At 47.1% G+C, this 14959-nt stretch carries 12 protein-coding genes; 10 read left to right on the top strand and 2 right to left on the bottom strand.

What is annotated here, in order from left to right; genetic code table 11:
• Positions 1 to 61: 61 nt before the first annotated feature.
• From nuoG to nuoN, 8 genes are all read left to right on the top strand, one after another.
• Complete coding sequence (gene nuoG / locus B5D58_RS10445) at positions 62 to 2467, top strand: NADH-quinone oxidoreductase subunit NuoG (protein WP_011112322.1); 2406 nt, start codon at positions 62 to 64, stop codon at positions 2465 to 2467.
• 22 nt (positions 2468 to 2489) lie between these two features.
• Entirely contained in the window at positions 2490 to 3590 is a 1101-nt protein-coding gene (gene nuoH, locus B5D58_RS10440) for an NADH-quinone oxidoreductase subunit NuoH (RefSeq protein ID WP_011112321.1), read from the top strand.
• A 13-nt stretch (positions 3591 to 3603) separates the two neighbouring features.
• Entirely contained in the window at positions 3604 to 4092 is a 489-nt protein-coding gene (gene nuoI / locus B5D58_RS10435; RefSeq protein WP_011112320.1) for an NADH-quinone oxidoreductase subunit NuoI, read from the top strand.
• 17 nt (positions 4093 to 4109) lie between these two features.
• Positions 4110 to 4715: an NADH-quinone oxidoreductase subunit J gene (locus B5D58_RS10430; RefSeq protein WP_011112319.1), complete on the top strand. Its 606-nt coding sequence runs from the start codon at positions 4110 to 4112 to the stop codon at positions 4713 to 4715.
• Between the two features lie 55 nt (positions 4716 to 4770).
• Positions 4771 to 5076, top strand: a complete 306-nt coding sequence (gene nuoK, locus B5D58_RS10425; protein ID WP_011112318.1) for an NADH-quinone oxidoreductase subunit NuoK — start codon at positions 4771 to 4773, stop codon at positions 5074 to 5076.
• 64 nt (positions 5077 to 5140) lie between these two features.
• The gene (gene nuoL / locus B5D58_RS10420; RefSeq protein ID WP_011112317.1) at positions 5141 to 7087 is read left to right on the top strand and encodes an NADH-quinone oxidoreductase subunit L; all 1947 of its coding nucleotides are present in this window, start codon (positions 5141 to 5143) and stop codon (positions 7085 to 7087) included.
• 85 nt (positions 7088 to 7172) lie between these two features.
• A complete protein-coding gene (locus B5D58_RS10415) occupies positions 7173 to 8654 on the top strand; it encodes an NADH-quinone oxidoreductase subunit M (protein WP_011112316.1) in 1482 nt (493 codons plus the stop codon).
• Between the two features lie 66 nt (positions 8655 to 8720).
• The gene (gene nuoN / locus B5D58_RS10410) at positions 8721 to 10166 is read left to right on the top strand and encodes an NADH-quinone oxidoreductase subunit NuoN (RefSeq protein ID WP_011112315.1); all 1446 of its coding nucleotides are present in this window, start codon (positions 8721 to 8723) and stop codon (positions 10164 to 10166) included.
• Positions 10167 to 10204: 38 nt separating this feature from the next.
• Here the strand turns inward: nuoN and B5D58_RS10405 are convergent, their stop codons facing one another.
• Positions 10205 to 11305 (bottom strand): PQQ-dependent sugar dehydrogenase, encoded by a 1101-nt coding sequence (locus tag B5D58_RS10405; RefSeq protein WP_011112314.1) that lies wholly within the window; start codon positions 11303 to 11305, stop codon positions 10205 to 10207.
• Positions 11306 to 11414: 109 nt separating this feature from the next.
• Here B5D58_RS10405 and htpG point away from each other — a divergent pair, with 109 nt between their 5' ends.
• Positions 11415 to 13337 (top strand): molecular chaperone HtpG, encoded by a 1923-nt coding sequence (gene htpG / locus B5D58_RS10400; protein WP_011112313.1) that lies wholly within the window; start codon positions 11415 to 11417, stop codon positions 13335 to 13337.
• Positions 13338 to 13550: 213 nt separating this feature from the next.
• The gene (locus B5D58_RS10395; RefSeq protein WP_011112312.1) at positions 13551 to 14600 is read left to right on the top strand and encodes a PD40 domain-containing protein; all 1050 of its coding nucleotides are present in this window, start codon (positions 13551 to 13553) and stop codon (positions 14598 to 14600) included.
• Positions 14601 to 14700: 100 nt separating this feature from the next.
• On the opposite strand, the gene B5D58_RS10390 is transcribed toward B5D58_RS10395, so the two are convergent.
• On the bottom strand, positions 14701 to 14959 hold a 259-nt coding region (locus tag B5D58_RS10390; protein ID WP_143779547.1), incomplete at its 5' end, for an integrase core domain-containing protein.

Here is a 14959-nt window from a genome sequence, read left to right as displayed (position 1 = left end):
TAGGCTGTGGTTTTTTATGTCATGTTTATCTGATTCCCACTGATTCCGGGATTTATTGCTGATGATTAATATTGAAATTGATGGCAAACAGGTAACGGTTGCGCAGGGTAGTACCGTAATGGATGCTGCCAGGCAGATCGGGATCTATATTCCGCATTTTTGTTATCACAAAAAGCTGTCAATAGCGGCTAATTGCCGGATGTGCCTGGTAGAGGTCGAAAAGGCACCCAAACCGTTACCTGCGTGTGCGACACCGGTAGCCGAAGGAATGAAAGTATCGACACATTCTCAGCAGGCGGTGACTGCACAAAAAGGGGTGATGGAATTTCTGCTGATCAATCATCCACTGGATTGTCCGATTTGTGACCAGGGAGGGGAGTGCCAGCTACAGGATCTCGCTGTCGGCTATGGTTCAAGCGGTTCCCGTTATCAGGAACCCAAACGGGCTGTGACCAACAAGAATCTTGGTCCGCTCATAGCAACGGATATGACCCGCTGTATCCACTGCACGAGGTGTGTTCGTTTTGGCCAGGAGATCGCCGGAATCATGGAGCTTGGAATGGCTGGCCGGGGAGAACATTCCGAGATTCTGACGTTCGTCGGCAGAGCGGTTGATTCTGAACTTTCTGGTAATGTAATCGATTTATGTCCGGTCGGTGCTCTGGTCAGTAAACCTTTCCGCTATTCAGCAAGAACCTGGGAGTTATCACGCAGAAAATCGATCAGCCCGCATTGCGGGCTGGGTAGTAATCTGGTCGTGCAAGTGAAAAAAAATCGGGTCATGCGCGTATTACCGCGTGAGAATGAAGCCGTCAATGAATGCTGGTTGTCAGATAAAGACCGGTTCTCTTATGAAGGACTGAATTCGGAAGACCGTTTGACGGTACCAATGATCAGAAAATCCGGACAGTGGCAGGTATGTGGCTGGCAGGAGGCTTTGGCCTATGCTGCTGAGGGCATCAGCAATGTCGTTAAAAATCAGGGGCCGCTGAGTATAGGTGCATTGGGATCTGCTCATAGCACGTTGGAGGAGCTCTACTTACTGCAAAAACTGATGCGTGGACTGGGCAGTCACAATATCGATCACCGGGTACGTCAATCTGATTTTCGTACCGATGCCGTATTGCGTGGAGCACCATGGCTGGGAATGCAAATTGCCGAGGTTTCACAGTTAAAAGCTGTGCTGGTCGTTGGCAGTACACTGCGTAAAGACCATCCGCTGCTTGCCCAGCGGATGCGTCAGGCAGTAAAAGAGGGGGGGCAGTTAAGTCTGATCAATCCATCAGGTGACGATCAGTTGACCAAGATTGCCTATCGCGCGATTGTTGCTCCTTCAGCTATGCTTGACATGGTATTACAGGTACTGAAAGCAGCAGCAGAAATCAAGAATATTCCCGTGCCCGGGCATATTAAATCTGCAGCAAATGCAGTTGAAGTTTCTGAAGTTGCACGGGGAATTGCGAATAGTCTCATCAACCACGCTCCAGCTGCTGTTTTTCTGGGTAATCTTGCTCAGCATCACCCTCATTTTGCTGATCTACACTGTGCGGCACTGGCTGTTTCGAAAATAACCGAAGCACAGTTTGGTTTGCTGGGTGAAGCTGCAAATAGTGTGGGAGCCTATTCTGCGGGTGCGTTACCATGGAGCACCGGGACTCATTCTGTAAATAAAACTGTATCAGAGAAGGTTGGTTTGAATGCGGGACAAATGCTAGGGTTAGGTTCACCTGATGGTGAACCAGCCTGTAGTGCTTACGTACTGTTGAACCTGGAGCCGGAACTGGATTGTTATGATACGGGGCGGGCGCTTCAGGTAATGAATAAAGCTGAATTTGTAGTTTCATTGAGCAGTTACAAAGGTAACATTCCTGATTATGCCGATGTTATTTTGCCTGTTGCTCCTTTTACTGAAACATCCGGCACTTTTGTTAATACTGAAGGAAGGATACAAAGTTTCAGTGGTGTAGTACCTCCTCTCGGTGAAGCACGTCCCGCCTGGAAAATCTTGCGGGTATTGGGAAATCTGTTGCAATTGGAAGGATTCGATTACGATTCATCAGAACAGGTTCGTGCAGAAATAGTGTCTGCAGAAGAAGAATTTGTACGTGGCTTGAATAACGCTTTGGAAGCGTTTTCAATTTCAGAAAATCATCAAAAAAATAGTGGCATTGAAAGGATTGGTGAGATACCAATTTATCAGGCTGATCCAATCGTAAGGCGTGCGAGCTCATTACAGAAAACACATGATGCCGTATCACCCGTTGCATTTGCTTCACCTGGCCTGCTTGATAAATCTGGAATACAGGCTGGTGAGACAGTCAAAATAAAACAGCAGGATGAGACAATTCAGCTGGAAATTTCCGCTGATACCAGCCTGCCTGATAACTGTGTCCGACTGGCATGTGCTCACTTGCAGACATCCAGATTAGGCGGGATGTTCGATGAAATCAAGCTGGAAAAATTATAAAATCTGGATCGGGATTTAATCAATGGATAGCTTGCAACCATTATTTGAGCAATTGTTTGGCAGTGAATGGGGGGGACCTCTCTTTCTGCTGATAAAGAATCTGCTGCTGATCCTGGCGATTGTCATTCCGTTACTTCTGGCAGTTGCTTATCTTACTTTTGCAGAAAGAAAAATTATCGCCTATATGCAAGTCAGAGTGGGGCCAAACAGAGTGACCTTCTTTGATATACCTTGGTTGCGTGGCTGGGGGCAACCCATAGCTGATGCTGTCAAGGCAATCATGAAAGAGATCATTATTCCGACAGGCGCCAATAAATTCCTGTTTCTGCTTGCACCGGTTCTTGCCATAGGGCCCGCATTGGCTGCTTGGGCCGTTGTTCCCTTTTCGCCGGAGCTGGTGCTGGCGGACATCAATGCTGGCCTGCTTTATATTCTGGCTATGACATCACTGGGAGTTTACGGTGTCATTATTGCCGGCTGGGCATCAAATTCAAAATATGCATTCCTGGGAGCCATGCGCTCTGCTGCACAAGTCGTTTCATATGAGCTGGCGATGGGATTTGCGCTGGTCTGCGTATTGATGATGTCTTCAAGTCTCAATCTGGGAGATATTGTGGCAGGGCAGCAGGGTGGCAGTTTTCTGAACTGGTACCTGATCCCGTTATTCCCGATGTTTCTGGTCTATTTCATATCGGGTGTGGCTGAAACGAACAGAGCGCCTTTTGACGTGGCGGAGGGGGAATCGGAAATCGTTGCAGGTTTCCATGTAGACTATTCAGGAATGGCCTTTACGGTATTTTTCCTTGCCGAGTATGCCAACATGATTCTGGTTGCGACTCTGGCCAGCATCATGTTCCTGGGTGGCTGGCTGCCTCCTGTGGATATCGCCCCCTTTAATCTGATTCCCGGCATGGTCTGGCTGCTTCTGAAAATAGCCTTCATGCTGTTCTTTTTCCTCTGGTTCCGTGCTACCTTCCCGCGTTATCGTTATGACCAGATTATGCGACTGGGCTGGAAGGTATTTATCCCGCTCACACTTGTCTGGATCGTAGTGCTGGGCATGGTGATGCAATTACCAGAGGTTGTTCGGCAAAGTTTCCCGTTGAATCTCTGGTTTAACTGAGAGTAATAGCGAAATGGAACGTATCAAGCAGTTTTTTAAATCCTTTCTGCTGGTTGAAATGCTGAAAGGGATGAAAGTGACTGGACGTTATTTATTTGCGCCCAAAATCACTGTGCATTATCCGGAAGAGAAGACGCCCCAATCACCCCGTTTCCGGGGGTTGCATGCATTACGCCGTTACCCTAACGGGGAAGAGCGCTGTATTGCATGCAAGCTGTGTGAGGCTGTATGTCCGGCCATGGCGATTACTATCGAATCAGAACAGCGTGACGATAGTACGCGCCGGACCACTCGTTACGATATCGACATGATTAAATGTATTTTTTGCGGTTTCTGTGAGGAAGCTTGTCCGGTTGATGCGATTGTTGAGACTCGTGTTCTGGAATACCATGGTGAAGTTCGCGGGGATTTGACCTATACGAAAGAGATGCTGCTGGCAGTGGGTGACCGCTATGAAGAACAGATAGCCAGAGACAGGGCAGCAGACGCTCCTTATCGCTAACAAACAGATATAAATTTATGAATTTACAGGATTTCGTTTTTTATAGCCTGGCAAGTGTAGTAGTCATTGCTGCACTGGGAGTGATTACACTGCGCAATCCTGTTCACTCGGCGCTATTACTGGTACTCGCTTTTGTGACATCTTCCGGATTATGGTTGCTGCTTGAAGCAGAGTTCCTGGCCATCGTTCTGATTCTGGTATATGTCGGTGCAGTCATGGTGTTGTTCCTGTTCGTGGTAATGATGTTGGATATCAACCTGGATCGTATGCGGGAAGGATTCTGGAAGTGGTTCCCGTTTGGCGCCATACTGGCTCTGATTATGACGGGTGAGATAGGTATAGTACTGATGAGTAAACAATTCGGACCTGAAAATATACAAATTCCAGTTTCCAAATCAGTGGACTACAGTAATACGAAAGAGTTGGGACAATTGCTTTATACCGACTACGTATACGCTTTTGAACTGTCAGCCGTCATTCTTCTGGTAGCGATGGTTGCTGCCATTGCTATAACGTTGCGTTACCGAACCGATAAAAAATCTTCGAATGTTTCAAAACAAGTAGCTGCTAGTCGTGAAAAGCGGTTAAAAGTTATATCCATACCAGCAGAAAGAAAAGAATAATTTTTGCTCAGGACTCCATCTGTTTCCTATTTTCTTCATCTAAAAGGTAATCATCTTGGTCTCACTATCACATTATCTTGTGCTGGGTGCTCTCCTGTTTGCCATTGGGGTCGTCGGTATTTTTCTCAACCGGAAAAATGTCATTATCCTGCTGATGTCGATTGAATTGATGCTATTGGCCGTCAATATGAATTTCGTCGCTTTTTCACATTTTCTACAGGATACGGCGGGGCAGATCTTCGTGTTTTTTATTCTGACTGTCGCTGCAGCTGAAGCAGCCATCGGACTGGCAATTTTAGTTGCACTATTCAGAAATCTGCGCACCATTAACGTGGATGATCTGGATGAATTGAAAGGCTGAGTATCCCTGTGTCTTCGAGATCAAAAGCAATTTGTTAAACCAATTCTGGTAGTTGATGGCTTAAATGGAAAATCTTTATTTACTGGTTCCAATGGCCCCTTTGGTGGGAGCCATTATTGCTGGCCTTTTCGGGCGACGGGTTGGTTTGATATGGAGTCACCGCGCAACAATCATTTTGGTAGCGCTGTCACTCGTTTCCTCCATTATCATTTTTGTCGATGTATTACAGGGGAATACCTATAACGGTAGTGTCTACACCTGGTTGACATCTGGTGAAACGATATTTGAAATCGGCTTTCTGATAGATACATTGTCTGCCACGATGATGGTTGTGGTAACCAGTGTGTCACTCATGGTGCATATATACACGATCGGGTATATGCACGGAGATCCCGGGTATCAGCGCTTTTTCAGCTATATTTCGCTGTTCACATTTTCGATGCTGATGCTGGTGATGTCCAATAACTTCCTGCAGTTGTTTTTCGGTTGGGAAGCCGTTGGATTGGTTTCTTATCTCTTGATCGGATTCTGGTACACACGCCCAACGGCAATCTATGCGAATCTGAAAGCTTTTCTTGTCAATAGAGTTGGAGATTTCGGTTTTTTGCTTGGTATTGGCCTGGTATTGATGTATTTCGGTACGTTGGATTACGAACTTGTGTTTGCGCATGCAGAGCATATGGCATCCCGTTCAGTCGAAATATGGCCTGGTCAATCCTGGATGCTGATGACTGTCATCTGCCTGCTGTTATTTGTTGGGGCGATGGGTAAATCTGCCCAGTTTCCCTTGCATGTCTGGCTGCCGGATTCAATGGAAGGGCCCACCCCGATATCTGCTTTGATTCATGCTGCCACTATGGTGACAGCCGGTATATTTATGGTGGCCCGTATGTCGCCACTGTTTGAGCATTCTGAAGCTGCACTGTCGACTGTTCTGGTAATAGGGGGCATTACGACGCTGTTTATGGCACTGGTTGCAGTAGTTCAGAATGATATCAAACGGGTTGTCGCTTTTTCTACTCTGTCGCAGCTTGGATATATGACGGTTGCACTGGGTGCATCGGCCTACTCAGCAGCTATTTTTCATTTGATGACGCATGCCTTTTTTAAGGCCTTACTCTTCCTTGGAGCCGGTTCGGTCATCATTGCGATGCACCATGAGCAGGATATGCGCAAGATGGGAGGGCTTAGAAGGTATATGCCAATTACTTTTGCAACCATGTTCATCGCTGCTTTGGCCAGTGCGGGAGTCCCTGGATTTTCGGGCTTCTTTTCCAAGGATGCGATTATTGAAGCGGTGCATTTCTCCCAGCTTCCCGGGTCAGGCTTTGCCTATTTCTGTGTGTTGACAACGGTTTTTGTTACCGCACTGTATACCTTCAGGCTGATGTTCATGACTTTCTATGGTGAGCCACGAATGGATAAGCATACGCGGGAGCATTTACATGAATCGCCTTGGGTAGTAACCGTCCCATTGGTTGTGCTGGCCGTTCCAACCGTCGCATCAGGCTGGTTGATTGGTACGCTGCTTTTTGGAGATTATTTTGCCAGGGTTATTGAAATACAGGAACAGCATGATGTGGTGGCGCTCATGAAAGAACACTACACGGGCATAGTGGGAATGATGATTCATTCATTGATGACACTGCCTTTCTGGCTGGCAATGGCCGGTATTTTTACTGCCTGGTTCCTGTATCAGTACAAGGTTGAGCTGCCGGGGAAAATTCGGAAAATTGCCGGCCCTGTTTATACTCTTCTGGATCGCAAATACTACATCGATGAATTTTATTCATGGTTATTTGCAGGTGGCTTGCGCTCTCTGAGTAACGTGCTCTGGAAATACGGGGATATCAAAGTTATTGACGGTTTGATGGTGAATGGTTCTGCAAAGGCTGTTGCATGGTTTTCTACGGTAGTCCGTCGATTCCAGTCAGGATATATCTACCATTACGCATTCAGCATGATTGTGGGTGTTTTTGTGTTGATGAGTCTGTGGCTGTTTCATTTCTAGGATTCAGGGAAGAAGTAGTTTTTACTATTGCTGACTCTCTGGGATAAATAACACGCATTGATATGCAATTTGAGACGAAAAGATCATGTTGTTTGGATTTCCGCTGTTAAGTCTGATTATCTGGCTGCCAATTATTTTTGGTCTGATCGTATTGGTGATGGGTGACCGGAACGTACGGGCTGTACGCTGGTTTTCCCTTGTTGGAGCTGTAGCCGGGTTTCTGGTGGCTCTTCCTCTATACAGTGGATTTGATCCATCAACCAGTGCCATGCAGTTTACGGAACATCTCGTCTGGTTTGAGCGGCTCAACGTCTTCTACTCTTTGGGAGTAGACGGAATATCGATGCCATTGATCATTCTGAATTGCTTCATAACCCCAATTGTCGTGATTGCCGGGTGGGAAGTGATTCGGGAGCGTGTTTCTCAGTATATGGGAGCATTTCTGATCATGTCCGGTGTCGTCAATGGTGTATTTTCCTCTCTGGATGCCGTGTTGTTTTATTCCTTCTGGGAAACTTCACTCATACCGATGTTCATTATCATTGGTGTATGGGGAGGACCTAACCGGATTTATGCCGCCATAAAGTTTTTTCTTTATACCTTGCTTGGCTCACTGTTGATGCTCGTTGCCCTGATTTATCTGTATCAGACCTCAGGAGGCAGCTTCTCGATTCTGGACTACCATCATCTGCCTTTGCCGATGACAGCACAGATTCTGATATTCATCGCGTTCATGCTCGCATTTGCAGTCAAGGTACCGATGTGGCCGGTACATACCTGGTTACCTGATGCACACGTTGAAGCGCCTACCGGCGGATCTGTCGTACTGGCCGCTATCCTGCTGAAACTGGGTGGATATGGATTCCTCAGGTTTTCTTTGCCTGTCGCTCCGGATGCAAGTCATGAGCTGTCGGGAATCCTGATTGTTTTATCCCTGATTGCGGTTGTGTATATCGGTATCGTTGCGTTGATGCAACAGGATATGAAAAAACTGATTGCTTATTCATCGGTTTCTCACATGGGGTTCGTGACGTTGGGCTTCTTCCTGTTCAACGCATACGGAATTGAGGGAGCCATGGTACAGATGATTTCTCACGGATTCATCTCAGGTGCAATGTTTCTGTGTGTAGGTGTCCTGTATGACCGCCTGCACTCTCGCCAGATTGCCGATTATGGTGGTGTGGTAAACAGAATGCCGGTGTTTGCAGCATTGTTCATGTTGTTTGCAATGGCCAATGCCGGGCTGCCGGGCACCAGCGGTTTCGTCGGAGAATTCATGGTCATCATGGGATCCATCGAAGTCAATTTCTGGTATGGCTTCTTCGCGGCACTCACTTTGATACTCGGTGCATCCTATACCTTGTGGATGTACAAAAAGGTCATATTTGGTGAAGTCACCAACAGTAACGTAGAAGGAATGCAGGATATTTCCTCACGTGAGTTTCTGATCCTGGCTATTTTGGCGGTAATGGTGCTGGGGCTTGGTATCTATCCGTTACCGCTGACTGAGGTCATGCATGTCACGGTTGATAATCTGCTTGAACATGTCGCACGTACCAAGCTTTGAGGCACTTAAACAATATTTTTTGGATGATGAAGGTTTTTTTTCCTGACCGGAAATTAAGGATTTTTCATGGATTTTCTGTTACCTGACTTTACACCAGCCTACCCTGAAATTTTCCTGCTGCTCATGGTTTGTGTGGTGATGCTTGCCGATTTATTTGCCGGTGAGAGAAATCGCTATCTGGCATTTTATTTATCTTTGCTGACACTTGCAGGATGTGCACTGGTTACCTGTGGTATCTATTCCACAGAAGTTCGATACACATTTACTGGCATGTTCGTCGGCGATGCGATGTCAGATATTCTGAAGCTGTTGATTTATGTGACGGTTGCAGCGGTACTGATCTATTCCCGATCCTACATTAGTACCAGAGGATTGTTAAAAGGCGAATTTTTCAGTCTTGCACTGTTTGCAACGCTGGGCATGATGGTCATGGTTTCGGCAAATCACCTGATAACACTCTATCTGGGGCTTGAGCTTCTGTCTCTTTCACTGTATGCCATGGTGGCATTACAGCGTGAATCAGCCATTGCAACCGAGGCTGCCATTAAATTCTTTGTTCTGGGTGCATTGGCCTCCGGTTTTCTGCTGTATGGCATGTCCATGTTATATGGTGCGACCGGTACGTTACATTTGCCGGAGTTGGCAAAAGTCATTCATTCCGGTCAGGCAGATCATGAAATTTTTATCATCGGGCTGGTTTTTGTCGTTGCAGGTATCGGCTTCAAACTGAGCGCGGTACCGTTTCACATGTGGGCACCGGATATCTATGAAGGTGCGCCTACAGCAGTTACTTTATTCATCGGATCAGCACCCAAATTTGCAGCATTTGGTTTTGTCATGAGATTGCTGGTGGGAGGTCTGGGTGATCTCGTGACTGACTGGCAGGGAATGTTGGTATTACTGGCAGTTGCTTCCATGGCCGTGGGGAATATCGCGGCGATCGCACAGCAGAATATCAAACGGATGCTGGCATATTCCACTATTTCACATATGGGTTTCGTTCTGCTCGGTTTCATTGCGGCAGGAGAAAATGGCTACAGCTCATCCATGTTTTATGTAATCGCTTACGTGCTGATGACATTAGGTGCTTTTGGTATCATCATGCTGGTTTCGCGAGAGGGATTTGAAGCGGATAAGATCAGTGATCTCAAAGGACTTAACCAGCGCAATCCATGGCTCGCTTTTATGATGCTGCTGGTAATGTTTTCGATGGCCGGTATTCCGCCCATGATCGGATTTTATGCAAAACTCTCCGTGCTACAGGCTGTCCTGGAAGCGGGATACATCTGGCTGGTGGTGGTTGCAGTCATGCTTTCCCTGATAGGTGCGTTTTACTACCTGCGCATCATTAAATTTATGTATTTCGATGCGCCGGAACAAACCCAGCCGATTATGTTCAAGCCGGATGTCAAAGTACTCGTTAGCATAAATGGCCTAGCCATAATACTGCTGGGCATGTTCCCTCAAATGCTTATGGGACTGAGTTTGTCCGCCATTCAGCATTCCATGTGATTCGATTCCAGGTTTTAACTGGCAGGTGAAAATGGCTTTTATGGTTGATCGTAGCTGATACGGTAAACCACACCTGCCATATCGTCCGAGACCAGCAACGCTCCATCCGGCATTACCAGAACATCGACAGGCCTGCCCCAGGCTTCGTTTTCCTGCAGCCAGCCTTCAGCAAAAATTTCTTTTCTGGCGACCTCATTTACCTCGAGTTGTACCCACTCAAGGCGATAGCCAATTTTCGTGCTGCGGTTCCATGAGCCATGTTCTGCGATGAAGATTCCGTTATGGTATTCAGCGGGGAACATAGTGCCGGTGTAAAACCGCATTCCCATGGGAGCAACGTGTGGGTCGAGCTCAACGGCAGGAGGAATGAATTTATTACAATCACGCTTTGCCCCGAGTTTGGGGTCAGAAACTTCCTTGCCATGACAATACGGAAAACCGAAATCCAAGCCCTGGTTGGATGCGTGATTCAGCTCATCGGGTGGTAAATTGTCTCCCATCCACTCCCGGCTGATATCGGTAAACCATAACGCTTTAGTGACAGGATGCCAGTCGAATCCTTCCGTATTGCGAACACCTTTTGCAAATACTTCATAATTTGATCCATCCGGCCGGATACGTGATATCAGGGCATAATGTTCCAGATCTGTTTCGCAGACATTGCAGGATGAACCGACCGGGACATACAGCCAGCCATCCGGGCCAAACGCGATGAAGCGCCAGCCGTGGTAGGTTTCCTTGGGATAATCAGCCGTTATAATGCGCGGCGGTAAAGGCTGGTCGAGGGTGTTCTCGATATTATCGAAACGCAGGATCCTGTTGACGGAGGAGACATATAATGCGCCGTCATGAAATGCGACTCCGTTTGGCATTTTAAGCTTGCTGGCAATGATTCGGATTTGGCGTTTTCCTGCATTTTCCGTGATGGCATAAACGTTACCGGCTGATTTCGAACCGACGAATACCGTTCCTTTGTCACCCAGTGTCATCGTGCGTGCATCCGGCACATTCGCCCAGACACTGATGGAAAAACCTGGCGGTAACTTGATTTTGTCGAGTGGCAGTTCTGGTGCCTGGGCGTTGATTTGAGAAGTAACAGCACACAGTGACACCAGAAAAATAAAAGATAAAAATTTCATACAAATCTAACAAAGTGAAAAATTGCGGAATAAGGGTTTCGAAGTTGAAACAGCTTGAAATCAGGAAACCTGACCGCACAATGTTAGCGTATTTTTAAAGGAGGAAAGCATGCAAACTGCGGAAAACATCGAACATTTGAACTTTCAGGCTGAAGCCAACCAGCTTTTGAAGCTGATGATCCATTCCCTGTACAGTAATAAAGAAATATTTCTGCGAGAGTTGATTTCGAATGCATCAGATGCGGCAGACAAGCTGCGGTTTGAAGGGTTGTCCGATGCGGCGCTGTACGAATCCGACCCTGATCTTAAGATCCGTATTGCTTACGATAAAGAGGCTCGCACCATCACGATTATCGATAACGGTATCGGTATGTCCAGACAGGAAGTGATCAATAATATCGGGACTATTGCCAAATCCGGTACGCGTGAATTTTTTGATTCACTGACAGGTGACCAGGCCAAGGATGCCAACCTGATCGGACAGTTTGGTGTGGGTTTTTATTCGGCATTCATTGTTGCAGATAAAGTAACCCTGACTACGCGCCGTGCTGGATTGACAATCGAACACGGTGTGCGCTGGGAATCCGGTGGCGAGGGTGAGTACACGCTGGAAACTGTGGAAAAGCCGGATCGAGGTACTGAAATCGTTCTGCATCTGCGGGAAGGAGAAGATGAACTGCTGAGCAGTTTTCAGCTGCGTTCCATCATCCGTAAGTACTCTGACCACATCACGCTTCCCATTGTCATGAAAAAGGAAGTGTGGGATGACGAGAGCAAATCGTACCGGCTGAGCGACGAGGATGAAACCATCAATCAGGCCAGCGCGATCTGGGCCCGGCCAAAGAATGAAATTACGCAGGAGCAGTACGACGAATTCTATAAGCACGTTGCTCATGATTTCGAACCGCCACTTGCTCATGTGCATGCCCGAGTCGAAGGTAAGCAGGAATATATCCAGTTGCTGTATATCCCGGCTCATGCCCCGTTTGATTTGTTTGATCGTGAACATCGTCATGGCCTCAAACTTTACGTCAGGCGGGTATTCATCATGGATGATGCGGAAAAACTGTTGCCAGGATATTTGCGTTTTGTCCGCGGTATCATCGATTCAAGTGATCTGCCCCTGAATGTCTCGCGTGAGATCCTGCAGGAATCGAAAGATATCGACAGTATTCGTGCAGGCTCAGTCAAGAAGGTGCTGGGATTGATCGAAGATCTTGCCATGAGTGACAAGAGTGAAGATCAGGAAAAATTCAAAACCTTCTGGCGCGAATTCGGCCAGGTGCTGAAGGAGGGGATTGCAGAAGACTATAGCAACCGCGAGCGTATCGCCAAGCTGTTGAGATTCACTTCGACACATGATGAACGTGAAGAACAGACCGTTTCGCTGGATGATTACATTGCCCGGATGAAGCCGGAACAGGAAAAAATCTATTACATTACTGCTGACGGCCTGAAGGCAGCCCAAAGCAGCCCGCATCTGGAGATATTCCGTAAGAAGGGAATTGAAGTGCTGCTGTTGTGTGACCGTATCGATGAATGGCTGGTGGCCAATCTGAATGAATATACGGGCAAGTCTTTACAATCCATTGCCAAGGGTAATCTGGATCTGGGCAAACTGGAAGATGAAGAAGAAAAGAAAGAGCATGAAAAAGAGGCTGGAGATTTTCAGGAATTGACAAACAAAATGAAGGAAGTGTTGGGCGAACAGGTAAAAGATGTGCGCATCACCTACCGCTTGACAGAATCACCAGCCTGTCTGGTCGCTGATACTCATGATGTGAGTGGCAATCTTGGACGCTTGTTGAAATCTGCCGGGCAGAAAGTTCCGGACAGCAAACCTTTCCTGGAAATCAATCCACATCACCCGATGATTCAGCGGTTGAAATATGAAGAAGCCAAGTTTGCCGACTGGAGTCATATTCTGTTTGATCAGGCTTTACTGGCCGAAGGGGGGCAGCTTGAGGATCCGGCCGGTTTCGTCAAACGACTGAATGATTTACTACTGCAAAACATCTTGAGCGGAAAATGAAGTAGCAGGGAAGCCCACACACTTACCGTGAATCCACTTAAGGAACCTCAGATTAACGCTGGTAAGTTCAACTCATAAATTTCAGGAGGAGAAATAGAATGAAGGCGGCTCTATTTCTCCGGCTTGACATTCCAGTAATTCATCGTATACCTTCTCAATCTTAAAAAAAGAGAACGATTGGTTTACTTTTATCTGAAGAAGAGGAGAAACAGAATGAAAGACAGCTCTGTTATGAAATTGTGTTCCACATTACCGGTTTTAATGCTGGCAAGTCATCTGTCTTATGCCATGCCGGGTATGCACGGAACTGAAGGCAGCGGAGCGACTGAGCCGCCGGCTGCATCGAAAGATATGGGAGCACCCATCAACTCGTCAGGTTCGGAAATAGAAATCACCTATAGTGCAGACGGCAAAACGGCTATTTTTGTGTCAACCCGCGCGGGCAGTGTCGAATCACCTGGTACCCCTTACAATTTTGATATATGGATGGCGCACAATGTAGATGGGGTGTGGCAGGAACCCATCCATCTCGGTGGTGATATCGATCCGGCCGTAGGACCCAATATCAATACAACAGCCTGGGAGCTGGAACCCAGTTTCTCGGATGATGGCAATGTTATCTATTTCACGCGATATGAACCGGGTAACCTGCTGTCGGGTGATCTTTATGTCGTACAGAAAGTGGATGGTGTATGGCAATCGGCCAAAAACTGGAATGACGTGCCGGAACTTCCCAGTATCAATACCCCGACCGGCGAAGAGCATTGTCCGATCATTGTTTCTGACAGTCTGATTTATTTCAATTACAGTCAGCCAGGCGTCACTCAGGAGAGTGATATCTGGAAAGTCGAGAAAAAAGATGGGATGTGGCAGAAACCGGTGAGCCTGGGAGCGAAAATCAATTCTCCGCAGCGCGACCACATGCATTGGACCGGAGTGTCAAAAGATGGCAAAAGTATGGTCATCACCAGTACACGGATCGATCCGGATTCTCGCGGTGGGCATGATATGTGGATTTCACATCAGGATGCCAAGGGAGAATGGCAGAAACCGATCAATCTCGGTGACATCATCAATACTCCGGGTGAAGAAATGTGCTGGACTTTCACGCCTGATGGCAAGAAATTTACCGGCAGCTGGGGACCTCAAAACACATTTGATACCGATATCCGCTGGATAAGCAAAGAGGATATTCCGCTGTTGAAAACATTCGAGCCGATCGGTCCTCCACCCAACCTGCTTGTCAACAGCAACAAAGGCTGAATCGGAGTTTAAGAAGCAGTTGAAAAAGATAGATTCACGTGTAGTAGTTGAGATCTGATCTGACAGTTACCCGATTTGACGAGTGCCTGTTAGATCAGATTCAGTTATTCAATTCGGTAATTTTATCGTCCCATATCTCCTTAGCGTCAATTAAAGTTTGCATCGGGGTGCGTCCACAGCACATTTTTCCCTGGTGAGTCCGCACACTGTTGTAGTACGCCATCCAATCATCCAGATCGTGTTGTAACTCTTCAATGGACTGGTAAATCTTGCGCCGGAATGTCACCTGGTAGAACTCCTGCAAGATGGTTTTGTGAAAGCGTTCGCAAATACCGTTGGTCTGCGGATGATTGGCTTTC

The sequence above is a fragment of the Nitrosomonas europaea genome (assembly GCF_900167395.1).
Classification (GTDB): domain Bacteria; phylum Pseudomonadota; class Gammaproteobacteria; order Burkholderiales; family Nitrosomonadaceae; genus Nitrosomonas; species Nitrosomonas europaea.
The sequence above is the reverse complement of the archived record's forward strand: the minus strand, read 5'-3'. Positions and strand labels throughout refer to the sequence as shown.